This is a genomic window from Arachidicoccus terrestris (assembly GCF_020042345.1).
GTDB lineage: Bacteria > Bacteroidota > Bacteroidia > Chitinophagales > Chitinophagaceae > Arachidicoccus > Arachidicoccus terrestris.
The window spans coordinates 3207616-3232400 of sequence record NZ_CP083387.1 but is presented as its reverse complement, the minus strand read 5'-3'; the positions used below and the strand labels follow the sequence as shown (position 1 = coordinate 3232400).

At 42.2% G+C, this 24785-nt stretch carries 25 protein-coding genes; 5 read left to right on the top strand and 20 right to left on the bottom strand.

Annotated features, from left to right (window positions below; translation table 11 throughout):
• Positions 1-7: 7 nt before the first annotated feature.
• The 9 genes from K9M52_RS12585 to K9M52_RS12545 all read right to left on the bottom strand — a co-directional run bounded on the left by K9M52_RS12585 (position 8) and on the right by K9M52_RS12545 (position 8394).
• Complete coding sequence (locus tag K9M52_RS12585; protein WP_224068778.1) at positions 8-2878, bottom strand: DEAD/DEAH box helicase; 2871 nt, start codon at positions 2876-2878, stop codon at positions 8-10.
• A gap of 126 nt (positions 2879-3004) precedes the next feature.
• A complete protein-coding gene (accC, locus tag K9M52_RS12580) occupies positions 3005-4348 on the bottom strand; it encodes an acetyl-CoA carboxylase biotin carboxylase subunit (RefSeq protein WP_224068777.1) in 1344 nt (447 codons plus the stop codon).
• A gap of 170 nt (positions 4349-4518) precedes the next feature.
• On the bottom strand, positions 4519-5004 hold the full coding sequence (gene accB, locus K9M52_RS12575; RefSeq protein ID WP_224068776.1) for an acetyl-CoA carboxylase biotin carboxyl carrier protein: 486 nt from the start codon (positions 5002-5004) through the stop codon (positions 4519-4521).
• 198 nt (positions 5005-5202) lie between these two features.
• The gene (gene efp, locus K9M52_RS12570) at positions 5203-5769 is read right to left on the bottom strand and encodes an elongation factor P (RefSeq protein ID WP_224068775.1); all 567 of its coding nucleotides are present in this window, start codon (positions 5767-5769) and stop codon (positions 5203-5205) included.
• 99 nt (positions 5770-5868) lie between these two features.
• A complete protein-coding gene (locus K9M52_RS12565) occupies positions 5869-6471 on the bottom strand; it encodes a DNA-3-methyladenine glycosylase family protein (RefSeq protein ID WP_224068774.1) in 603 nt (200 codons plus the stop codon).
• A 9-nt stretch (positions 6472-6480) separates the two neighbouring features.
• A complete protein-coding gene (locus K9M52_RS12560) occupies positions 6481-6774 on the bottom strand; it encodes a hypothetical protein (protein ID WP_224068773.1) in 294 nt (97 codons plus the stop codon).
• Positions 6767-7573, bottom strand: a complete 807-nt coding sequence (gene surE, locus K9M52_RS12555; protein ID WP_224068772.1) for a 5'/3'-nucleotidase SurE — start codon at positions 7571-7573, stop codon at positions 6767-6769. The genes K9M52_RS12560 and surE overlap by 8 nt, the downstream gene beginning before the upstream one ends.
• Positions 7574-7643: 70 nt before the next feature.
• Positions 7644-7793 carry a hypothetical protein gene (locus K9M52_RS12550; protein WP_224068771.1) on the bottom strand — a complete coding sequence of 50 codons (150 nt, stop codon included), beginning with the start codon at positions 7791-7793 and terminating at the stop codon, positions 7644-7646.
• A gap of 70 nt (positions 7794-7863) precedes the next feature.
• Positions 7864-8394: a TraR/DksA family transcriptional regulator gene (locus K9M52_RS12545; protein ID WP_224068770.1), complete on the bottom strand. Its 531-nt coding sequence runs from the start codon at positions 8392-8394 to the stop codon at positions 7864-7866.
• Between the two features lie 28 nt (positions 8395-8422).
• On the opposite strand from K9M52_RS12545, the gene K9M52_RS12540 reads away from it, so the two are divergent.
• On the top strand, positions 8423-8875 hold the full coding sequence (locus K9M52_RS12540; RefSeq protein ID WP_224068769.1) for a hypothetical protein: 453 nt from the start codon (positions 8423-8425) through the stop codon (positions 8873-8875).
• Here the strand turns inward: K9M52_RS12540 and ileS are convergent.
• Entirely contained in the window at positions 8846-12229 is a 3384-nt protein-coding gene (gene ileS / locus K9M52_RS12535; protein ID WP_224068768.1) for an isoleucine--tRNA ligase, read from the bottom strand. The two genes, K9M52_RS12540 and ileS, sit on opposite strands and share 30 nt — an antisense overlap.
• 412 nt (positions 12230-12641) lie before the next feature.
• On the opposite strand from ileS, the gene K9M52_RS12530 reads away from it, so the two are divergent.
• From K9M52_RS12530 to K9M52_RS12515, 4 genes are all read left to right on the top strand, one after another.
• Positions 12642-13859, top strand: coding sequence for an HD domain-containing protein (locus K9M52_RS12530; RefSeq protein WP_224068767.1), 1218 nt, complete (start codon positions 12642-12644; stop codon positions 13857-13859).
• Positions 13860-13924: 65 nt separating this feature from the next.
• On the top strand, positions 13925-14965 hold the full coding sequence (gene lpxD / locus K9M52_RS12525; RefSeq protein ID WP_224068766.1) for a UDP-3-O-(3-hydroxymyristoyl)glucosamine N-acyltransferase: 1041 nt from the start codon (positions 13925-13927) through the stop codon (positions 14963-14965).
• Positions 14966-15075: 110 nt separating this feature from the next.
• Positions 15076-16491, top strand: a complete 1416-nt coding sequence (locus K9M52_RS12520) for a bifunctional UDP-3-O-[3-hydroxymyristoyl] N-acetylglucosamine deacetylase/3-hydroxyacyl-ACP dehydratase (RefSeq protein ID WP_224068765.1) — start codon at positions 15076-15078, stop codon at positions 16489-16491.
• A 288-nt stretch (positions 16492-16779) separates the two neighbouring features.
• Positions 16780-17697, top strand: a complete 918-nt coding sequence (locus tag K9M52_RS12515) for a helix-turn-helix domain-containing protein (protein ID WP_224068764.1) — start codon at positions 16780-16782, stop codon at positions 17695-17697.
• Between the two features lie 62 nt (positions 17698-17759).
• On the opposite strand, the gene K9M52_RS12510 is transcribed toward K9M52_RS12515, so the two are convergent.
• From K9M52_RS12510 to K9M52_RS12470, 10 genes are all read right to left on the bottom strand, one after another.
• The gene (locus tag K9M52_RS12510; protein WP_224068763.1) at positions 17760-18194 is read right to left on the bottom strand and encodes a hypothetical protein; all 435 of its coding nucleotides are present in this window, start codon (positions 18192-18194) and stop codon (positions 17760-17762) included.
• Between the two features lie 519 nt (positions 18195-18713).
• Complete coding sequence (locus K9M52_RS12505; RefSeq protein WP_224068762.1) at positions 18714-19091, bottom strand: hypothetical protein; 378 nt, start codon at positions 19089-19091, stop codon at positions 18714-18716.
• Positions 19092-19131: 40 nt separating this feature from the next.
• Positions 19132-19452, bottom strand: coding sequence for a hypothetical protein (locus K9M52_RS12500; RefSeq protein ID WP_224068761.1), 321 nt, complete (start codon positions 19450-19452; stop codon positions 19132-19134).
• A complete protein-coding gene (locus K9M52_RS12495) occupies positions 19452-19931 on the bottom strand; it encodes a hypothetical protein (RefSeq protein ID WP_224068760.1) in 480 nt (159 codons plus the stop codon). The genes K9M52_RS12500 and K9M52_RS12495 overlap by 1 nt, the downstream gene beginning before the upstream one ends.
• 39 nt (positions 19932-19970) lie before the next feature.
• Complete coding sequence (locus K9M52_RS12490; protein WP_224068759.1) at positions 19971-20468, bottom strand: hypothetical protein; 498 nt, start codon at positions 20466-20468, stop codon at positions 19971-19973.
• Positions 20449-20778, bottom strand: a complete 330-nt coding sequence (locus K9M52_RS12485; RefSeq protein ID WP_224068758.1) for a hypothetical protein — start codon at positions 20776-20778, stop codon at positions 20449-20451. Before K9M52_RS12485 ends, K9M52_RS12490 begins: the two co-directional genes overlap by 20 nt.
• A 316-nt stretch (positions 20779-21094) precedes the next feature.
• Complete coding sequence (locus K9M52_RS12480; RefSeq protein WP_224068757.1) at positions 21095-21316, bottom strand: hypothetical protein; 222 nt, start codon at positions 21314-21316, stop codon at positions 21095-21097.
• A gap of 34 nt (positions 21317-21350) precedes the next feature.
• A complete protein-coding gene (locus K9M52_RS19045) occupies positions 21351-21485 on the bottom strand; it encodes a hypothetical protein (RefSeq protein ID WP_262902406.1) in 135 nt (44 codons plus the stop codon).
• 966 nt (positions 21486-22451) lie between these two features.
• On the bottom strand, positions 22452-23078 hold the full coding sequence (locus K9M52_RS12475; protein WP_224068756.1) for a hypothetical protein: 627 nt from the start codon (positions 23076-23078) through the stop codon (positions 22452-22454).
• Positions 23079-23158: 80 nt separating this feature from the next.
• The gene (locus K9M52_RS12470) at positions 23159-23428 is read right to left on the bottom strand and encodes a hypothetical protein (protein WP_224068755.1); all 270 of its coding nucleotides are present in this window, start codon (positions 23426-23428) and stop codon (positions 23159-23161) included.
• Positions 23429-24785 lie beyond the last annotated feature (1357 nt).

The window sequence follows — 24785 nt, the reverse complement described above, 5'->3', positions numbered from 1 at the left end:
GGGCAAACTAACTAAATAAATACTGTAGCTCGTCTTCAGTGATCTGTTTGACAAATCCTTCCTCAGCACTGATCAACTCATCAGAAAGCCTCTTCTTTTTCTGCTGAATAGCCAGGATCTTCTCCTCTACCGTATCCTTACAGATCATCCGGTAAGCAAATACGTGTGAGTGCTGGCCGATACGGTGGGTCCGGTCAATGGCCTGCTGCTCCACCGCACTGTTCCACCAGGGATCGACCAGAAAAACATATTGTGCTGCCGTCAGGTTTAAACCAGCATTACCGGCTTTAAGACTGATTAAAAACGCCGTCTTATCATCCCCTTCTGACTGAAAATTGCGAACCATTTCATGGCGCTGGGCCGTAGGTGTGCTGCCGTCAAAATGATAAAAGTCAATTCCCCGCCCCTGGCAGGCCTCTGCGATCAGGTTCAGCATTCCGGTAAACTGAGAGAAGACCAGTGCTTTAGCCCCTTCATCTTTAATATCGCTCAGTCGCTCAAGAAGGTATTCAATTTTAATAGAGTCGGTGCAGACAGCGTTTCCCGCATCTTTGATTAACTGCGGCGCATTGCAGATCTGCCGGAGCCGTTGCAGGCCCTGGATGATATTAAATCTGGCTTTATTTAAACCCTCGTTTTTGATATCCAGAAAAAGGCTGTCGCGTATCTGGGTTTTGGCTTCCTCATAATACAACCGTTGCCCTTCACCCATCTCGCACCAGAGCGTTGATTCTGTCCGCTCGGGCAGATCTTTAGCCACCTGAGCCTTGGTGCGTCTCAGGATAAAAGGACTGGTCAGATTCCTTAATGACTCCATCTTATCCAGATCCCCTTCCCGGTCGATAGGGATGACATACTCATTGTTAAAAAAGCTTTTAGATCCCAACAGGCCCGGCAATACAAAATTCAGCTGGGCAAAAAGATCAAATGTATTATTCATGACAGGCGTACCGCTGAGCGCGATCCTGCTCACCGCCCGGATCATGCTTACCGAGCGCGTGATACTGGCCGTCGTATTTTTAATATTATGACTTTCATCGATGACAGCCACCTGCCAGACAAGTGAACAGAGTTTATCAATATCCTGTCTGACGGTGCCATAACTGGCGATCAGCAGGTCATAATCGCCTTCCAGAAATCCGGTCCAACTCCTTGAAGGGCCCGTATAGAGATAAGTGGATTTACCCGGCAGGTATTTTTCCATCTCCTGCTGCCAGTTGTGCAAGAGCGAAGCGGGGCATATAACAATACTTCTGCCATCGGGAGTGAGTTCCCACTGCCTGGCCAGAAAACAGATGGTCTGAAGGGTTTTCCCCAGGCCCATATCATCAGCCAGGCAGGCGCCGGCTTGCATCTCCGATAACAGCACCATCCACTCATAGCCTTTTTGCTGATAGGGCCTCAAAGTCGCCTGTACTGCGGCCGGTACTTCGTAGACGATCTCCTTATTTTCCTGCCATTTCCTCCAGGCAGCCCGCCAGCTATCGGGTAAGATGTTTTCTGCGATCTGTTTAGCGTCCTGCTGTTTATTCTGTACTTCCCAAAATAGCCAGGAAGGCAATAAGAGTGTATGCTTCTCTATCTGGGCATGTTTTATATACACCCCATACTGCAGTTGCCACTCCTCCGGAAAAACAGCAATACTGTCGTCTTTCAACAGTACATTATTCTGTCCGGCGAGCAGCATTTTCTGTATCGTTGTTGCCGGCACCTGCTCTTTATCGAAACAGACTTTCAGCTCAATCAATATGCTTGCTCCATTATTGGAGATCAGCTTCATACTGGTGGCCGGTTCATGTGGACTATACTTAAAGTGAGAGAGTTTATCCAGACCTAAGATCTGCACATTTTCTTCCAGCAGGTTTTTATAGGCCTTGACAAACCATTGTTTTTTTCTGGCTTCAGAAAATGAAAGATAAAAAAAGCCTCTTTTAGCCTGAGCCGGAAAAGCCGTATGCAATCCCTTTACATAGGTCAGGAATGCCTCTTCCCGTTCTTTGTCTCTGTAGATACGGTAGCCGATGCCCTTATGCATCAATTCCTGTGACGGCACATAAGTACCGTCCACCATCAGATGATCGTAGCTCCAACGCGGCATAAAGACCAAAAAAGCATCATTGAGCTCAGAGAGCTGAATGCTGCACTGCGGCCGCTCCCGGATCTCCCGGATCTCAAAAAACCCATTCTTAATGACCGTATAATCGAGTTCCAGGCGGCGAAGAATTTTCTCGGGAAACTTTTCCGCGGTTAAATTTTCTGATTCCGCCTCCATTTCTTCCAGCCACTTAAGGATCTTATAATCCTTTAGTGTCAAAAATTGCCAGTCATTACCGCCACGGACCATAAATTCAAATCTGCTGTCCTGTGAAAGCGGGGCGGTCCGGCCGTTACGTTTAATGTAAGGGATGGCATAAAACTTATTTTCCTGTCGGACCAGTTCAAAATGTATGGATAAAATCTGATTGGATATCTGGCAGGGCTCCAGTTTTTTAGTGTTGGTTACCGGGTCTGTCGTCCATTGATAATGCAACAGCACATGGGAGGCTTTGGCAAAACGCGTTACCTGCTCATAGGTATGTTTACAAACCTGTTCAGCGACCATTCGCTGGATGCCAGGATCATTTCCCGCCCGTGTAAGCAACATTTCCGCCGCCCCTATTTTCATTTGATTAGCTTCCTTGCCAATTGATTCGAGAAACTGGTTATAGGTAGAGGAAAACCCGGCTCTCAGGTTTTTAATATTTTTCTTATTGATTTCGCCTTTGCGGTAGGTCGTTACTTTTCCATTGGTCACAATAGAGAGAAAGGAAAAATACCCGTTATTTTTCTTTAGATTTTCCGGCTCCCATAACAGGCCCAATTCTAATTTTCCACTCATATTTCTAACGCGCTTTATCTTCTTTTTTATGGGCTAAGTTAGCCTAAAAACAAAAGAGGGTAGTCCGTCTTAGTTGTTACTTGGCCACCCTCTTCTTGCGCCTGTTCAGGCAATGTATCATTTTGCTTACTTCATCTTGAAAGATTCCATAAACTTAGTCGTAAACTCCCCTTTGCGAAACTGCTCATCCTGCATCAGTTGCAGATGGAATGGAATGGTCGTTTTTACACCATCTCCCTCAATTACATATTCACTCAGGGCACGGTACATCGTATCAATCGCTTCTTCCCTGGTTCTGGCCACCGCGATCAGTTTGGCGATCATGGAATCATAGTAGGGAGGGATCGCATAACCGGAATACACGTGGCTGTCCACACGGACACCATGTCCGCCAGGTGTATTAAGTGTCTTAATTGTACCGGGAGAAGGCCTGAAGTCATTATAGGGATCCTCCGCATTAATACGGCATTCAATAGCGTGCATTACCGGGACATAATTCTTACCGGAGATCTTCTCTCCCATGGCAATTTTGATCTGTTCTTTGATCAGATCAAAATTAATGACTTCTTCCGTCACACAATGCTCTACCTGTATACGGGTATTCATTTCCATAAAGTAGAAATTGCGATGTTTGTCTACCAGAAATTCAATGGTTCCCACACCTTCATAATTGATAGAAGCAGCAGCCTTGATAGCGGCAGCGCCCATCGCTTCTCTCAACTCCGGCGTCATGAAAGGAGAAGGTGATTCTTCTACCAGCTTCTGGTGACGGCGCTGAATAGAGCAATCTCTTTCACTCATATGACAGACGGTACCAAACTGGTCGCCGGCCACCTGTATTTCAATATGATGCGGTTCTTCCACAAATTTCTCCATATAAATACCATCGTTCTTAAAGGAAGCAGCCGCTTCCATTTTAGCCGTGGTGTAATTTTTCTCCATTTCCTCCTCTTTCCAGACAACCCGCATTCCTTTACCGCCACCTCCGGCGGTTGCTTTCAGGATCACCGGATAGCCCACGATCTTTGCGGACGCTTTCGCGTGCTCGAGACTCTGTAATAACCCTTCCACTCCGGGTACTACCGGCACACCGGCCTTGATCATCGTATCTTTAGCTGTCACTTTATCACCCATCATGTTGATCATCTCAGCAGTGGGTCCGATGAATTTCACGCCATGATCATTACAGATTTGGGCAAATTTGGCATTCTCGGCTAAAAACCCGTAACCCGGATGAATCGCGTCACTATTGGTAATCTCTGCTGCTGCCATAATATGCGCAATATTCAGGTAGGAGTCTACACTAGGAGCCTTACCAATACAGACGGCCTCATCTGCAAAACGTACATGGAGGCTTTCTTTATCAGCAGTAGAATAAACAGCAACCGTTTTAATACCCATTTCACGGCAGGTTCTGATAACCCTCAGGGCAATTTCTCCGCGATTGGCAATTAATATCTTCTTAAACATTGTATGAATTTGGTCATGATTAAATGGACACAGAAAGCTGATACATCACATCTGACACTTGCCTTTAGTATCCTAACCCCTGTCTGTCTTGTTCACCGGGGAAAAATTAACTGGGCCAACCGGCCCTAAACAAACAGGCCAGGCCATACGGCCGGGCGCTATATCTTTCTTTATTGGGGTTCTACCAAAAATAAAGGCTGATCGAATTCCACCGGAGAGGCGTCATCTACCAGTACTTTTACAACCGTACCTGACACCTCGCTTTCGATTTCATTGAACAGTTTCATGGCTTCAATTATACAGACAGACTGTCCGGGTTTTACTTCCTGTCCCACTTCAACGAGTAAGGGCTTATCCGGGGAGGCGCGACGGTAAAATGTGCCGATCATCGGGCTCTTGATGGTGACCAGGTTGCTCGTATCGGCTGCCGCTGCTTTCTTTTCAGCAGCGGGTGCTGGACCTTGCTGAGGCAATGGAGCGGGTGCTGCCGCCTGTGGCAGAAAATTCGGTTGAATGGGCTGCGCATTAACAAAAGTCTGGATGTTTTCCTTTTTCTGCTTGATGGTGATCTTGAAATCCTTCTCCTCGATGGAAAGCTCGCCTATATTGCTTTTGTTAATCGTCTTGATAAGTTCCTGGATCTGTTTATATTCCATGGTTAAAAATTAATTATGAATAATTACAATTTTATTGAAAATTACCGAATTTTTCTATACTAAAAAAACATAGCATGTGTTTAATATACCATGCGGTTTTCTCTAAAAATAGCGGGCGCTGGAAAGCGAGGCAAAAACCCTTTCCTTCATCTTCGGAAACGCATTTACCCAGCTTCAAGGCAAAGGACAAGTAGTCTCCTACTCCTTCACTCTTTCTACGTAATCCCCGGTCTTTGTATTGATACGGATCAATTCCCCTTCATTGACAAAAAGCGGCACATTGACAGTAGCGCCTGTTTCCAGCGTGGCAGGCTTGGTGGCACGGGTAGCGGTATCGCCTTTCAGGCCGGGTTCACAATAAGTTACCTGCAGAACAATTTTTTCAGGTAATTCAGCACCAATGGGCTGTTCTGTTTCTGTATTGATAAATACATTGACTTCGCTACCGTCCTTTAGGAATTGGGGGGCATCAATCATTTCTTCAGCGAGGGTAATCTGCTCAAATGTCTCATTATTCATCAGATTATACCCGGTTTCATCTTTATATAGGTACTGAAATGCGTGTTTTTCTACTCTGACAGGAAAAATGGTCTCTCCACTGTTCCAGGTCTTTTCAATCGTACGGTTGTTATCCACCCCTTTTAACTTTGCCCATACTTTGGCCGCGGCTCTTGCGGTTTTATTTTCTCCGAACTCTACGACAGAGTACAGGTTATTGTCTAATTTCAGGATTAAACCACGACTGATATCAGAAGTTGTAGCCATAAAAATCTTTACTTATTGATTATTTTGAAACGTTTACAAGAGGCAAATGTACTGATTAGGGAGCAAATCCGTTATTTTTTTTGCAAAAAATAGGCCTTTTCAGGCAGGGGTATTGTCCTTAAAAGCCCATAAATGCATACATCCGTACGTTTTATAGGGGCTCCACCCGTCAGAAATCTCCAACACCTGACGGCGGAACTGCTTTTTGTCTGCACGATCAAGTTTATATAAGCTGGCCATGGCCAGCTGAATACCCAGATCATCCACAGCAAAGATATTTTCGCGGCCCAGGGTGAACATTAAAAGCATTTCAACTGTCCAGCGCCCTACGCCCTTGATCTGGGTCAGCCATTCGATAACCTCCTCAGATTCCATGCCCTGGAGCCTTTTATCGGTTACTTTGTTATCCAGACAGAACCGGGCTACATTCAGCACATACTGGGATTTAGCATTACTGAGACCAATGGAGCGAAGCTGCGTTGGATCCAGGTCGCTGATTAGCTTAAGGGAGGGATTTTTTCGGCCACAGAGTCTGAAAAAGCGCTCATGGAGTACTTGGGCGACTCGGACGCTGAGTTGCTGGCCCATAATAGACTGAATCAGCCGGATAGGCGCTCCTGATCTCACTTGCAGCGGAGGCAGCGGGCTTAAAAGTGCCTTTCGTAAATGTTTATCCTTTTGGAGATGGACAAAATATTCCATAGCCCAGCGTTAAACGATTTTATAAACAAGAACGGCCAGAATATAAATGCAGGTGATCAAAAAAATACCCTTCGCCGTCTGATCGATCTTGCGATTGATATAGTAAGTGAAGATGATTACATTGGCCATCAAAGATATACTGGATACGGCCGTCAGTATAGATTTATTATGAAAGACAGCCCTTGCATACTCTTTAAAGGAAAAAACGGGAAAGAACTTAACCAGATAATACCCCAGTATACCGATCGACGGTGCCAAAAGGCCGATCAGTATTCCCAGTTTAACATTATCTTTTTTAAGCATCAAAATGTAGTTGTTTTTCCAGCGTTTCTTTTAATTTGTAATTGGTCAGGTCAAATTGCACCGGCACGACGCTTACGTAGTTATTGGCCAGTGCCCATACATCCGTATCAGGCTTCTCATCAAAATTAACGAATTCACCGGTCAGCCAGTAATATTTTTTTCCAGTCGGGTCTTTGCGCTCTTCAAAATCTTCCTCATATTTAGCATAAGCCTGCCTGCAGATCTTCACTCCCTGGATCAGATCCGCGGGTACAGCCGGAAAATTCACGTTCAGACATAAATGTTTGTCCAGTTTTTTATGTAACAGACTTTCTACCAGTAGTCTGGCATATTTGCGGGCACCTTCAAAATCAGCTTCCACACTAGGATCCAGCAAACTGAACCCCAGGCTGGGTATACCCTCGATGCTGGCTTCCAGTGCCGCAGACATCGTGCCTGAATAGATCACATTGATAGAATGATTGGCACCGTGATTAATACCACTCAAACAGATATCCGGTTTGCGATGCAGGACTTTATCAACAGCGAGCTTCACGCAGTCTACCGGCGTACCGGAGCAGTGATAACTTTCGACGCCGTTGCCAAAAAGCTGTGCTTTGACGAGTCTGAGCGGAAATCCGATAGTGATGGCATGCCCCATACCGCTTTGCGGCTTATCTGGCGCCACTACGACGACCTCTCCTAAATCACTTACCGCTTCCACCAGTGCCCGGATGCCAGGTGCATGGATGCTATCGTCATTGGTAATAAGAATAACGGGTCTGTCTTGTTTTTGCTTACTATCTGTTTTTCCTGTCATAATTCACTTGATTCATAAGACGGCTTACTTCAAAACATAGGAGCAGCTCTGTTTCAAACACAATACTCTTTTAACCGTTGGAGGCAAAAATCTTATCTACAGCATCGCTGAGCATTGGAAATTTCTCCTTCACAAAGTCCTTGACAACTTCGATGGACTTGGCAGCCTGCTGATCATTTAGATCAGCTTCTTCTTTTAAGCGCTTTAATAATTCTTCCATAAAATAATTAATATAAATGAAATCGAATAAAAAAGCAGCCGGAATGGTCAGGCTGCTTTCTGGTATAATTTTAATTCTGTTCTTTTGGTTTAACGATACCCAGTTTAGCCTCCAGGCTCAAGGTCGCATGCGGAACAGCCCGCAGTCGGGCCTTATCAATCAGTTTACCCGTTACCCGGCATACACCATAGGTTTTGTTCTCGATACGGATCAGCGCCTTTTTCAGGTTATCGATAAAAGAGATCTGACGGCTGACCATCTGTGACATCTGCTCTCTTTCCATGCTGACGGTTCCGTCTTCCATGGTCATATAACGACCGTCAACATCACCCCCCATATCGTCTTTACGGGTAATGATACCCTGTAAGTAAGCTACTTCACGACTGGCATCTGCCAGCTTCTTATTGATGAGTACCCTGAACTCTTCCAGCTCCGCATCTGAATAACGGATCATCAGTTCATTAGCCCCATCGGCCGCCTTTCTTTCTTCCAGGGGCTGATAATTAGGTGCATAAGGTTTACTGGTCTTTACACTTGTCTTCGGTACTTTTACCTCTTTAAGCGGTGCCACCTTCTTCTTTACCGGTTTCTTTATTGCCACAGATATACTTTCTTTACTTTTTGTTTGCTTGGATGATGATTTTTTATCAACTGCCTTAGCAGGTGCAGAGACAGGTTTTGCTGCAGATGCTTTCTTAGGAGCAGATGCAGCGGTCGTAGCCTTTTTGGTGGCCGCGCTTTTTGCAGGAGCTGCCTTCTTGGGCGCTACTGATTTAGCAGGCGTTTTTTTTGCGGGTACCTTTTTGGCAGGTGTCTTTGCCGCAGAAGCCGTTTTTTTCGCTACCGGTTTTGCCGCAGACTTTGCCGCTGATTTAGGTGCCGTTTTACCAGCTGCTTTCACGGCTTTTGCCGTTACAGTCGCCTTCTTTGCGGGCGCTGCTTTCTTAGCGGCCGTCCCAGACTTGGCGGTTGCTGCTTTCTTGGCTGCAGGTTTTGTTGCTGCAGCTTTCACAGTTTTTTTATTAGCAGTCTTCTTCGTTGTAGGCATACGCTTAACTGTTTTTTTGGACCTTGATTTTTAGCTTATTATCGTCAATATCAATTTCCGTTCCGTTTTTAACATCTGAAACATATGACAATTTATCTGCCAATATTTCAGAACAAATATAATCATTAAATCTTTGCAGTGCGGCTTTAATTTTACTATTATCAAGCACTTCTACCTGGATACGGTCGGTCAATTCAAATTTCTCTTCCTTACGGATATTCTGAATGCGGTTGACGAATATCCTGGCCATCCCTTCCTGTTTTAAATCCTCCGTAATGGTAATATCCAGGGCTACCGTCAACGGACCACGTCCGGCAACACTCCAGCCGGGCACATCTTCCGCCGTAATCACTACGTCATCTTTTTCAATCGGTATCCGTTCACCATTCACTTCCAGATCCAGCCTGCCATCCTTTTCCAGACGGGCGATATCTTGCTGGGAGAACTGAGCAATCAGTCCTGCGACCTGCTTCATCTTAGCGCCCAGACGTTTACCCAGGGCTTTAAAATCTGCCTTGATCTTCTTATGAATGATGCCCTGATCATCTTTCAGGTATTCTACTTCTTTAATATTGGTCTCCGATTTGATCAGATCCTCAACCTTGGACAACTGCTGCTGCATCCTGTCATCGAGTACCGGAATCAGCACCTTCTGTAAGGGCTGACGGACAATGATGTTCTCTTTCTTGCGTAAGGAAAGGATCAGAGAAGCACTGTCCTGTGCCAGCTGCATTCTTTCTTCCAGTGCCAGATCAATCTTAGAGCTGTCTGCTACCGGAAAATCGCTGTGGTGTACACTCTCAACCGTGAACCTTCCGGTTACCGCATTCAGGTTCCGGAAGAGTTCATCGCTGAAAAACGGTGAAAGCGGTGCCATAAGCCGGGTCAGTGTCTCCAGGCATTCATACAAGGTCTGATAGGCAGATATCTTATCTTTTTCATAATCGCCTTTCCAGAAACGCCTTCTGCAGAGTCTGACATACCAGTTGCTGAGCTGCTCTCCAACAAAACTGTCGATCGCCCTGAAGGCAATCGTCGGCTCATAATCGTCCATCTGGGTGCCTACCTGCTCAATAAGAGAATGTAATACAGACAAAATCCAGCGGTCGATTTCAGGGCGCTCTTCCAGGGCAATGGGAGCTTCTTTAAAAGAGAACCCGTCCAGATTGGCATACAGCGCAAAGAACTGATAAGTATTATATAAGGTGCCGAAGAATTTTCTTTGAACTTCCTCAATACCGGCTAAGTCAAATTTAAGATTATCCCAGGGAGACGCATTCGTCATCAGATACCATCTGGTCGCATCTGCACTGTATTTTTCAATGGTCTCAAACGGGTCTACGGTATTGCCTAATCTTTTAGACATTTTGTTGCCGTATTTATCCAACACCAGACCGTTAGACACTACAGTCCGGTACGCGAGACCGGGATATTTTTCTTCAGAAACGGGCAGTCCGTCTTTTTTTAGTTCTTCCCATACGTCCTCTTTCAGCATGGCGCTGATGGCATGCAGGGTATAAAACCAGCCTCTGGTCTGATCCACGCCTTCGCAGATAAAGTCCGCCGGGTAGTTATCGGCGAAGACCTCCTTATTCTCAAATGGGAAATGCCACTGGGCAAACGGCATGGCGCCACTGTCAAACCATACGTCAACCAGATCCGGCACACGCTTCATCGGTTTGCCGGAAGCCGATAAAAGGATGATCTCATCTACATAGGGTTTATGCAGATCCAATACACCTTTATTCAGAAACCTCACATTCACTTCACCGCCCAATACGTCAGCGGCTTCTTTAATACCGGCTTGCAGGTCATCAATAGAACCAATGCAACGTTCTTCCTTGCCGTCCTCCGTCCGCCAAACGGGTAGTGGCGTTCCCCAGAAACGGGAGCGGCTGAGGTTCCAGTCGACCATATTTTCCAGCCAGTTACCAAAACGGCCCTCGCCGGTGGACTTAGGTTTCCAATTGATCGTCTTATTGAGTTCCACCATGCGGTCCTTGAGTGCTGTCGTCTTGATAAACCAGGCATCTAAAGGGTAATAAAGAATTGGTTTATCCGTTCTCCAGCAATGAGGATAATTGTGTTCATATTTCTCGACTTTAAACGCCTTGCCGGCCTGCTTCAATTCTACGCAGATATCGACGTTCACGTCTACATAGTCGGGTGCATCTTTATAATCCTTGACATAGCGGCCACTGTAATGTCCCATGCCATCAATGAACTTCCCTTCCCGGTCCACCATGATCAGTATGCCGATGCCATACTTTTGCCCCACCTTATAATCATCCGCACCAAAAGCAGGTGCGGTATGAACAATACCGGTACCATCCTCTGTGGTAACAAAATCACCCAGCATCACTTTAAATGCATTAGGGTTTTCGGTATGATTGGCCTCAAAGGGAAGCAATTGTTCATAACGGACACCTTCCAATTCTTTCCCCTTAAAGCTGGCCACCTGACGCCAGGGAATCAGTTTATCACCTGATTGATACGTTTCGAAGTCTTGATTTTCCGCCTCCGCTTTAAAATAGTTACCCACAAGCGGCTGTGCAACAAGTACCATGATAGGAGCCGCGGTATACGGATTAAAACTGTCAATCAGGGCATAGTCGATATTTTTACCAACAGTAAGTCCCAGATTAGAGGGCAGTGTCCAGGGCGTGGTTGTCCAGGCCATCAGACCAACCGGACGACCACCGCTTTGTTCAAACAGCGCTCTGGACTGTTCATTTTCAACCATATTGAAAATGACAGTCGCTGATGTATCTTTTACATCCTTATAGGTGCCTGGCTGATTGAGTTCATGAGAACTCAGACCGGTGCCTGCAGCCGGCGAATACGGCTGTATACTGATGCTCTCGTAGAGATAGCCTTTTTTATACAGCTTTTCCAGTAGCCACCATAAGGTTTCAATATATTTATTATCAAAGGTGATATAAGGATTCTTAAGATCTACCCAATATCCCATCTGCATGGTCAGCTGATCCCATTTATCCTTATAGCGCAGTACGGCCTCGCGGCATTTTTTATTATATTCTTCTACGGTGATCTTTTTACCGATATCTTCCTTGGTAATACCGAGTTCTTTTTCCACCCCTAATTCTACAGGTAGTCCATGGGTATCCCACCCACCTTTACGGCGCACCTGGAAACCTTTCATGGTCTTATAACGGCAAACCATGTCTTTGATCGTTCTGGAGATGACATGATGAATACCAGGCATACCATTGGCACTGGGAGGCCCCTCATAAAACACGAAGCTGGGTGCTCCTTCTCTAAGTGTGATACTTTTTTCAAATGCTTTACCTTCCTGCCAGTTTTTCAGCATGGCTTGCTCCACAGCGGGCAAATCCAATTTTGAAAACTCTTTATACTTATTTGCCATATATATGTTAATCTCCTACTACTAAGTCTTGTCTTAAGAGATATCCGAGATTATCCGGGTATCTTATTATCCATTAGTCTTAGAAAACCTGATTTCTCTTACAGGTTCTCTTAAAATGTGGGCAAAGTTAAGGATATTTTACGATTTAAATTGTCAAGGCTGATTTGGTAAGCATTGGTTAATATAATATATATATAAAACTATCTATTAAATAATTATAGAATAATTTTTAATCATTTTCACAACGAACTCTGCATCCTGGATGTTAAAATCCCTTCGATTCCTTTGGTAATTTGCGGGAAAATCAATAAGAGCACCGTAAATCCTCTCAAAATAACCGGTCCCTCATGGTTCAGGCCGGCAGGATGCCGATAAATGCCCATATAACCTTTATATGCGTTAAATTTGCCAGATGAAAAAGCCCACGAGGAAGATCATCAATGATCCGGTACATGGTTTTATTACGATAAATCAACCATTGATTTTCAAAATCATCGAACATCCCTATTTTCAACGGCTGCGCCGGATCAAACAGATGGCCATGGCCAGCCTGGTCTATCCGGGGGCCGTCCACACGCGTCTGCACCATGCACTTGGCGCCTATCACCTGATGTGTATTGCTGTCAGTGAGTTGAAGGACAAGAAAATAGCGATCACAGCAGAAGAAGAACTGGCCGTAAAGTGTGCCATACTATTGCACGACATTGGTCATGGGCCCTTCTCCCACGCACTGGAGCATATGCTGGTAAGGGGTGTCCATCACGAGGATCTGAGTCTACAGATTATGAAAGCCTTAAATGAGGAGTTCAAGGGGGCACTGGATCTGACCATTGCCATCTTTACCGACAAATATCATAAGCCTTTTCTGCACCAACTGATCAGCGGGCAGCTGGATATGGATCGAATGGATTATTTATCCAGGGACAGCTTTTTCACCGGTGTCAGTGAGGGGGTCATCGGTTACGGCAGGATACTGAAAATGCTGTCTGTCCATGACGACCAGTTGGTCGTCGAAGAAAAGGGCATTCATAGCGTAGAAAAATTTCTGATCGCCAGAAGACAGATGTATTGGCAGGTCTACTTACACAAAACGGTTATCGCTGCCGAAAAAATGATGGTCAAGATCCTGCAGCGGGCCCGTTATCTATATGACAGCGGTGACGAACAAATAATACTGCATTCTCCGCTGGACTATTTTTTCCTGGAGTTTACCGGGGAAATGGACCGGGCTTCACTGGATAAATTCTGTCAGCTGGATGACGGAGATATTCAGTCTGCGATCAAAAAATGGAGCCATCATTCAGATCCTGTCATCAGCCGCCTAAGCAGTAACATCCTGAACAGAAAACTCTTTAAATGCCAGCTGCAAGGCCACCCTTTTGACCCTGAATTTATCCTGGAAAAAAAGGAGAAAGCCCGAAAGAAATATCATCTGACGGAAGACCAGGTGGACTACTTTGTATTTACCGGTGATGCCGTCAATACGACCTACCAGATCGGCGATGAGAACATCCTGCTGATGGCTAAAGATGGCAGTGTTCAGGAAATATCATTGGTAGAAAACGCTATCATTCAGGGCGCGCTTTCTATGCCTGTTAAAAAGTTCTACATTTGCTTTCCCAAAAAGTGAAGGCTTCATTTTTAAGAGGTTTTTAGAAAGAAAAAATTATATATTACGCTCATAAAATACAGTTCATGCAATTTACAGCGCAACAAATAGCTGGTTTAATAAATGCCACGATACAGGGCAACCCGGAAACGGTCGTCAGCAGCTTCAATAATATTGAAGCTGCCACTAAAGGGGATCTGACCTTTATGGGCAATCCTAAATACACGGAAGCCTTGCTAAAAACAGAAGCCTCCATTGTGCTGATCGGTAAAGATATGGTACCTGATAGCCCGATAAAGGCAACGCTGCTGGTGGTAGAAGATGCCTACGCGGCGTTTGCGACCTTACTGCAGATCTATCAGGAAATGCATGTCCAGGGCTTAAAAGGCATAGAGGAGCCGGCCTTTGTCTCTGAATCTGCCCGTCTGGGAGAGAATATCTATATCGGAGCCTTTACATACGTGAATAACAGAAGCTCAATCGGCAAGAACACCAAGATCTATCCCGGTTGTTATCTGGGAGAGAATGTTACCATAGGTGAGAATACAATCATCTATGCCGGTGTGAAGATCTATCACGACTGTATGATCGGCAGTAATGTCATTATTCATGCGGGCGCCGTCATCGGCGCCGACGGATTTGGGTTTGTACCGGATAAGCAGGGCATTTATAAAAAAATTCCGCAGATTGGCAATGTCATTATTGAAGACGATGTGGAGATCGGCGCGAATACCTGTATTGACAGGGCCACATTAACCGCCACGATCATCAGAAAAGGAACGAAGATCGACAATCTGGTGCAGTTAGCGCATAATGTGGAAGTGGGCGAGCATACGGGCATTGCGGCCCAGGCGGGTATCAGCGGCAGCACACATATCGGCAAGTATAATATGATCGCCGGACAAGTAGGTATTGCCGGTCACCTGGAGACCCCTGAGCGTTTTATCGCCACGGCCCAGAGCGGGATTTCCAAGGTAAGCGATATTCCCGGCCAAATGGTAGGCGGATCACCCGCCTTTGCCATGCGCGACCACTTGAAAAGCAGTGCGATATTCAGACGCTTACCCGAGCTGGAAAAACGCATCGCCGAGCTGGAAAAAGCCCTCAGCGAACGCAAAAAGGACTAAAAGTTTTCCCTTTAACCCATGAAATCGTAATTTTGCCCGGTGCCGGACCAAGCCTTCATGATGGAAAGTTCGGCCCCGTTTCAGACACAACTTTAATGACAAATTAAAATATGACGCAGAAGTTTAACCAGAATAAGCAACACACTTTAGGTAATCCAGTCAGTATCAGTGGTACAGGTTTGCATACCGGTGCCATAGTGGATATGAAACTCTGTCCGGCCAGTCCCGGTTTCGGGATCCAGTTTCAGCGTATCGATCTGCCGGGTCAGCCGATTATCAAGGCCGATTGTGACCTGGTAACCGACACCAGTCGCGGAACGACCCTGCAGGTAGGAGATGCCAAAGTGTCAACAGTAGAACATATTCTCGCAGCTCTGGTGGGCATGAGCGTTGATAATGTTTTAATTGAGTTGAATGGTCCGGAGATCCCGATTATGGATGGCAGTGCCCAGCCTTTTATTGAGATCATTGAATCTGCAGGTATCCAGGAGCAGGAAGCGGCCAAGATCTGGTATCAGATTGACGAGAATATTTTCCATTATGATGAAGAGAAGCAGGTAGAGATGGTCGCCATGCCGGCAGCCAATGGCTTTAGCGTTACGGCACTCATCGATTTTAATAGCCCCGTACTCGGGACACAGTATGCCCAGTTGAAAAACATCCGCAATTTTAAGACGGAGATCGCTCCTTGCAGAACCTTTTCTTTCCTGCATGAACTGGAAATGCTGCTGGAACATAACCTGATCAAGGGCGGAGACATCAATAATGCAATCATTATTGTGGACAAACCGATCACAGAAGGAGAAATGGACCATCTGGCCAAAGTATTCAAAAGAGATAAAGTAGAGGTTCAGAGCGGCGGCTATCTGAATAATCTGGAACTTCGGTTTCCTAACGAACCGGCCCGCCACAAATTATTGGATGTTGTAGGAGATTTAGCTCTGATCGGTTATCCCATCAAAGCAAGAATACTGGCGCATAGGCCGGGGCACAGCTCTAATGTGGCATTTGCGAAAACCATTAAGGCGCATATCAAACGTAATAAGCACATAAAGGATGTGCCGACCTACGATTATACCCAGCCTCCTATTTATACATTGGAGCATATAGAAAAGACGCTGCCCCATCGTTATCCGTTCTTACTGGTAGATAAGATCATTGACCTGACCGATACCTCAATTGTAGGTGTCAAAAATGTCACTTTTAATGAACAGTTCTTCCAGGGACATTTTCCCGGAAATCCGATCATGCCGGGCGTATTGCAGATTGAGGCCCTGGCGCAGACCGGCGGCATCCTATGCATCAATATGATGGGTGAGGGGGAATACGATACGTATTTCCTGAAAATAGACAATTGTAAATTTAAGCAGATGGTACGCCCCGGCGATACCCTGCTGCTTAAAATGGAGTTGAACAGCCCGATCCGCCGTGGCCTGTGCGACATGCATGGTACCGTATATGCTAACGGCAAGGTCGCTACAGAAGCAGACATGGTCGCTCAGGTGGTTCGCAGAAAGGATAAATAGCCGGGCCGAAAAGCTGCGGGAAGGCGATTTCCCATCAGGAAGCAACCGCCGTCTATATATGACAATTTAGTGACAAAAAATAAGCGACCTTTGAGGCCTGGTTTCCATAACCAGGCTTTTTACTAGGTGACTGAAAGAGACTCAGTTAAATCGGAATCGTTCAGATCCGCTCGAGACCTCTGACATAAACTATGAATGGGCACTTGGTAGAAGTAAGAAACATTAACGGCATCTGATCTCATAGCTATTTGTTATCTGGTCGGATTGAATCATAAAGGTTACATGTCCATGGATTTAGTAAGAATGACAGAGAATGAATGTTTGAGGTCGGGAATGGAGATCGTTTACCGCAAGGAATATGCGGTACCGGGGTCTACCGCGTCAAGTATTACTGCGTTTGCGCTGGATGACGACTGGAACAGACAAGATAGTGGCATGCTCCGCTATAATACAGCAGAGGATGGCGGTGAGCCTACACTGGACCTGCGGTTTTGTCTTACAGGCAATCGTTACTGCAGTGATACAGAATGCAGGGTCTGCAGTTCCAAGAATGCGGAATCCTGTGTCAATGCCTTGGACACACTTAGTCTGTTTAATTTTCAGTTTACGCCTAATTATCTGAGCCAGTTTGCCGGCACAGGGAAAGATAAAAGTAAAAAAGAGCATGTCCTCTCTTTTACCTATTCTACATCTTTCGTTAAGCTTTTTCCAGTATGTCCAAAACAACGCACGACGCTTTCTGCACTACTGGAAAGAAATTACACCGGTACCATGGAGAACATCTTTATCAACTCCAAGATCCACGAAATCCTGCTGTACAGTATGGATTGCCTGATCGAGGAGAAGAACCGGGAAGTATTTACCTGCCGCTTCTTAGCCGATGACGCCGGTTTGGATAAAATCCAGCAGGCCAAAGATATCTTACTGGAAAACCTGGACTCTCCTATTACCATCAAAGAACTCAGTAAAAGAGTGGCTATAAATGAATGCTATCTGAAAAAAGGGTTTAAAGAAGTCTTTGGAACGACTATATTTGACTTTTATCAGCAACAAAGAATGGATCATGCCAAGTACCTGCTCTATCAAAAAGGATTGAGTGTAACTGATGTGGCAGCTATTTTGGGCTATTCTACGATTTCTCATTTCTCTGCAGCCTTTAAGAAGCAGACCGGGATCAAGCCATGTGAATTGTTGCTGAGGCCGTAAGTAGTCATTAACGGGATATTAAGGATAAATTTAATCTATGCGGTATCTGTAAGACCAAATTATTATTTTCTGTCCCCTGACTCCTTTTCAATTAAATCTTTAACCCAATTAAGTGAATCTGGGAATTCATATCCAAATTTGTCAAAGTCTTCTGGCAAAATTAGTAGATGCGAATTTGAAGGATCAGAAGGATAATACGCAACTGGGAAGGTTTTCCCAATAAAATATTTGCGAACCATTGGCACATTCAATTTATTTATGCCATATAACGAGGAACCTTCAAAATTTTCTCCTTTTGTCTGAAATGTATAGTCTATCCAGAAGCCCGAATTTTTACCTCCCTCTGCCCCAGCCTTATAAATTTTAGCATTTTCTAATACATGGTCGGCGTTTAAATTACATTGCCTAATAAGACCATTAACCATGAGACTAACCAGAAGTGTTATAAATAAAAAACTTAGCCCTTTTCGGAATATTTCTTTTTGATCATTTTCCATAATTAATCGTTTTATCAGCTAAATAATTTGTAGCTGTGCTTGCTCCAATTTGCAACGCAGTTACTTTGAGCGCGTTACTAAATCCCCTAATAGCAGCTACTCCCATTAAATTACCAACTGTACCATAATAATAATTAAGCATTTTTGGGGTATTCTACGATTTCTCATTTCTCTGCTGCCTTTAAAAAGCAGACCGGGATCAAGCCATGTGAATTGTTGCTGAGGCCGTGATGATTATACGATTATTAATTAGCCTAATGAATCCTGTCGCAACTTTAAAAAATGCGCTTACTAACATTCCGGAATACTATTTTCCATGTACCTTTCCAATTAGAGCTTTTACCCAATTTAGATAATCGGGAAATTTATACCCAAAGTTTTCAAAATCTTCGGGAAAATTTTCTTAATAAAACACTTACGAACCATCGGTGATGAGGCCATTAGATTTTACTATTGGTTACAATTTTTATAAATGTTATTGTGGCTTTTATAAAACAGCTTTACCATGAATCCATATTGTTATTTATCATTTTTCTTTTCAGTTATTGCTTTTACCCAACTAAGAGAATCGGGAAATTTATACCCAAAGTTTTCAAAATCTTCTGGCAGGATTAATAGATGGGAATTAGAAGGGTTAGAAGGATAATAAGCAGCTGGAAAGGTTTTCCCAATAAAATATTTTCGGACCATCGGAACTGTCAACTTATATATATCATATAAGGAAGAATTTTTAAACTTTTCTCCATTTACTTCGAGTGTGTAATCTATCCAAAAACCAGAAGTTCTACCGCCTCCAACTCCGCAAGCATCAATTTTGGCATTTCCCAATAAATGCTTAGAAGTTAAATTACATTGACTTTTCAGTCCAATAATTATGCATATAAATACAAAAGCCATGAATAAATAACTTAGAATACTCCGTATTCGGTTATTTAATTTAATTTCCATTATTAATTGCTTTTAATTGTTGATTAGCTAAATAATTAGTATCTGTACTCGCTGCTATTTGAGTTGCAGTAACTTTGAAAGCGTTACTGAATCCTTTTTTAGCAGCAACTCCCATAAAATTACCAACAGTACCGTAATAATAATTAATCATTGATGTTTGGGCATTATGGACTATAATCCCTTCTTTTAAATTAAACTCCACCGCACTCCCAGGCAATGCACTAGCAAAAGGATTCCCGATAAATAAACTTCCAGCAACAGAAGCAAAATTGACTCTATTAACATTCTCTCCATTGCGACAAAGTATCATTAACTGATTTTCATTTCTGAATACAGAGCACAGCTTTTTTTAAATAATTCTAAATTCCCGCCACCAATTTCGTATTGGTCAAAAACTTTTTCAAACTTCCCATTTTTTCTAATGTCAATTTGTAGTTTAAAATTTCTACCAATACGATTAAACCCGATGAAAAGTTCAACCAACTTTATCCTTATTTCTTTAATATCATTTGACATAACCGTTGTTGTATTGAATTGATCAATGATAGTAATTCTTACCGCTGTCCCTGAAAATTCAATAGATTTAATATACCTTTTGCTTTTTTGAAAAAGTTTATAAATATTAAAGCCTATAAAACCTCCCAGACAAACAAGTGCCACAATTCGATATGTATTCACATCAGTCAAAAATACAAGTACTATCATAAATAGGATAAAAATCAACACTTTAGACAATCCATTGATAATTCGTTGTCTATACGATAAATATAAAGGTGCAATGCTTTTCATAATTATTAATATAATTAACGAATATTATGTACAAACTTTTTAATCACGTGCTTTCAAGTTCGCAGTCTTAATAGTTTCCTCTATTTCTATAAACATGGCCTTATTCCAGCCACCCACTTCTTTTTGAGAAAGAATGAGTTTATTCTTATAATAAAAAAAAATTTGCCATATGGGATATCTGTAGCCAAAATTTTGTCTAATAGATATTTTCATGTCCGTGCGCTTAGTTGTCAATTCCCGACAGACTTTTGAACCCCGAATTGAAAACAATTCTATCGTATCTGACGAAATATCATATTTAACTGAATATAATATTTTCCAATTAGCAATAAAGCAAAATAAAAAAGTAATACTCAATGTTACACCAAGCCCAATTAGCAACAAATAAAAACTATAGTCTTTAAATAATATTATGACTAGAAAGCCCATAGGAATAAATAATAAATAATATTTATATAAGCGTAATACCCTGATAAATATATTCGTGTTTGATTTATCAAGCCTTATTTCATATATATCATTTTTTGCTTTTATCATCTTTATTATCTTTCGAATTAAGCGGTGTCGTTTTGTTAAATAGACTATTGATTAACTTCATTGCTTTATCCACAAACTCGACAACTACATTCACTTTGTCAACAGTTTCAACAGCACTTTCGCTCGCCGTTGGCTTTTTTAATTGACTTATATTGTAAACTGATTCTGCGAATTCTTCCATCGTCTGAAAAGCTCCGTTTGTATTTTTGCCAGTAGCAGCTTCTACTAATTTGTCGACTACTATAACTAATCCCCCACTTGCTACTATTGGGTGTTTTCTGAGCGGGTTTGTTATCAGTTTTTTTGGCAAGCGCAATATCTTGCGAGGCGGTAAGCCCCAAACTGGGTATACCTAAAATGATAGCGGCTGGATTGTCAGTTGCAATACCTACCACAATAAGTCCATATTTGCCGGCGGTTCCAAAAACTTTTCTGCCTATGGTTTGAGATTTTGGCTCAAATTTAATATCCTCCATGGACTTGGCGACTTCATAACTATTATATGGAGCCGGTGCCCGCTCGAGCCTCTCAAATTCGACACCATTGATCACTTTGTTCTCACTAAAGGCATAGGTAGAGTTATAAACATACTTATCCGCCAACGGATCCTGCCAAAACCTTCCGATCTAAGTATCGTCCATCCGGTATTTAAACTCATAGAGATCTACTCCCAGGTCCTCATTGAATTCCTGTTTCTGGAAGGTGTTCTTATAGTTAAGTAGTGGACTTCCTGCCGTTACCGTTACCGTTACCGTTACCCCTATCCTCTTTTGCTGCAATCCGAATGGATAATAACTATTGGCGTCCAGTATTGGACTGGATACATTGAAGTCATCTGTGATCATCATCCGGGTATTGCCCAGATTATCTTTCAGAAAGTAATCATAGATCCGTTTTAGCCGTAGTGGCCCTTACTCTATCTTCCGGTGTGCCAAAGAACTGTAGTGTGTCATTTTGGTAGAGGATTCCACCGATATAGGTGGTAACTGTGGTATTGGGACTGGCGGTATTATCCATGATGCGCTTCTGCAGCTTGTTACCCGCCGCATCATAGTAATATTTAATAGCTCCCTCCGTGCTACCGTTATAACACTGGGTGAATTTAAGATATTATAGCTGATACCGGTAATCTTTTTGTTGTGGTCGCTAGTCATATTACCATTACCGTCATATATATCGTCGATTGTCTTTGCGGTTTTGGTGGCAATAACGTATCTATAGTCTCCAACGTGCTGTTAGAATTATTAACAGCATCTGCACACCACCATTCTATTTCCAATCAATAGGGTATAAAAGCTTCCAAACTAAAAAAAAGATAGTGGATAAAAACGCTGCCCAATAAAATATGTTGCACACTTTTTCTTTTTTTAAATACTTCTTTTCTACAGGATAAAAATAGGGAAACAAGTAATCAATTGGAAGCATGTTAGCCAGAGGGAATTCTCTTCGTCTATTGGTTCTCCAGTCCAAATGAAAATGAATTACCAATTTAATCAGCCAAGAAGTTGCCATAAACATTGTCAAAGAGTATTTCAGTATCATAAGATCACGTCCTTATTTTATAAATTGGAGGCATTAAACCTAATTCTGCAATATTTATTAATCCAAAATCCCAATCAACCTCTGAACTAAATTGAATCATATTCAAATTGCTGCCTGTCAAAACGGGTTAGTAATCTCATCCATTTTACCCTATCCCAGCTAAAAATCCACATCTTTAAATATTAAAATCATTTACACTTTTTTTTATCCATTTAAAAACGAAAACGTCAACAACCATTATTTTTTTCCTAATTTAAGAAAACGTTCGCCATCATACAAAGTTACTGGAAAGGGAAAAATGAAATACTTATTGTCCTATTTTCTCAATAGAAACCTCGATATCCGCCGCTTTCCATATTTCATGTTTAACATAACAGGTTTCTACTTTCATGAAAACTGGCACTTCGTTTTCTATAATTTTACGGCCCTATTCTATTAACATTATAACGACCAGCATATTTGTTCAAAATAAAACGCTATGCCATCATTAGATTGCCAAAAAGACCCCTTCTCAATATTTATATTCATTTTACCCAAATAACTCAATAATATATTTCTATTAAACCGCTTTGTTTTAATTCTATTTTTATAATTAGCCATATCTTCGAATGGCTGAATTTTCCCTTTTTCATAAAATACCCATTTAGCATCATCTTTAATTGTATATATTATTCTTTCAACTACCTCGTTCTGAGAAAAATCAAAATACTTAAACATATAAGCCAGATAAGATGTATCTTTTCGATTTGTAAAACTTACAGATACTGCCTTAACTTTATATTTCTCACAATAATTCAAAACTAATGTATATCGTCCATCACTGTAACTTGAAAGGAATGCAGTTTTTCCAATTAAATTTCGGGGCTCCCAAATTAAAAATATACTAAAATGAGCTCCTCCGGGAGGTGGTTCATTAATATATATCTTATTAAAGTTTATTTTTCCTTTTGAAATTTTATAGTTATCTCTCTCATCGTTTAGTATAAATTCGGAAAGTTCGTCAAAACAATCCGATATATTTTTTTCAAATATTGTTAACACCACATAACTAAAGCTGTTTAACGTCATAATTACTAGTTTTTGGCTTCTCTAAAATTGTAGCATGTACTTTAGAATTTGGATCACTACGTTCGATTATCACGAGAACATCAAACGGGATCAACATTTACCTCTTCCCAGTGGACTGCCCTCTTCTTTTGTATATTTATTAGCTGTTCGCTCTCCCTTAACAAGTCACCTTTCAAATCCTTTCGCTTTTGCAGTTTGTTGCCCGATACATCAAAGTAATATTTAATAGCCCCCTTCCCCGCTACCGTAATACCGCCAGGTAAATTTAAGACATTATAGCTGATACCGATAATCTTTTTGTTCTGATCACTAATCATATTACCGTTACCGTCGTAGGTATAGTCGACCATTGTTGCAGTTTTGGTGATAGCAAATCTATACCGTCCCAGAAGCTGCTATGAGTATCTCCGTATCCTTTCTCTATCGACAGATCTTCGAGGTCAGACTTCCGTCAATGAAAGACGGTTAGCATTAAAATAAACTCCTAATGAAATATTCTATCTATGTGCGACAAGACACGTTTAGAACAATTTAATTTTGCTGTTGATCAAGATATAAGCGAAGGCTCTCAACCATTTCAGAATCTATTGTATCGTCAAATGAAAATTTATATATTTTGACATCACTATCATTATTATAAAATGTGAATGTGAATCTATAAAATTTCTTGTCATACTTTACAAAGTAAATGTAAACAGCCAAATCGTTGCCAAGATTCCTTTTTCTTAACAATTTCTCAGAGACAAATTTTCCTGAGGTTTCATTTAGAAGCCTAAATTTATTCTGCATTAGAATTGTTCCAGAATCTTTCATATCAATAATGCCATTTCCTCCCAATAGTTGATTCAAGCCCTTACTATAATCACCAGATTTAATAGAATTAAAAAAAGATTTTACAATTATGGCCGATGTGCGTGACAGCTCGGTACCATTTTCATGTTTGACAGTCTGCGGTTTGCAACCTGCTACAAAAATTAATGAGATAAAAAAAACGAACGAAATAAGAGTTTCATGGTTTAAAATTAAAATGGGTTATAAATCTACTTTTTTAATGGAATATTGTCGTCTGATGCATTACTTTGTGATTTTTTTCATTAACATAACTGCCAAATAAAATCATAAGGATCCTATTGTATTAATCATTGCATTCGCTCCTTGAAAAATATCAGCCTTGACATCTACTCCTACAGCACCTATCTTTGCTCCTACAGAAATTGATGAATTTGATAATTCCCCTGTTTCGTATATATTACCGCCCTTCATCTTCAATGGTTATAGAGACTCCTAAACTTGCGCCTCCTCCTTCGATCAAATTAGAAGATCAGCAGGAGAAGGAGCAGTGCCTCAGCTTACACCACCACGCCGCTGGAGACGGAGGATTATGACTATAATATTCATGGCTGACTCCTTTGGGCAAATATTACAGATATAAAATGTAATGAAAGAAAAAGAAGTAGCATTTTCTCATAATTTCTCCATTTAGTAAGGCTAACATTAATCTAATTGCCATGCAAATTAGTATTTTTAAAAAAAAAGCACAACAGTTATGAAAGATCAGAATGGGAAAGCGTCAAATACATATTCCTATAAACTGTAAACAAAAGACTCTAGAATAAACTCTCTGCGCAACGTAAATTCTGGAATATGTTTTTAGGCAACGAAGTTATGGCCAAGCAAAGTTTTATACTATTAAGACAAAAAAAGACA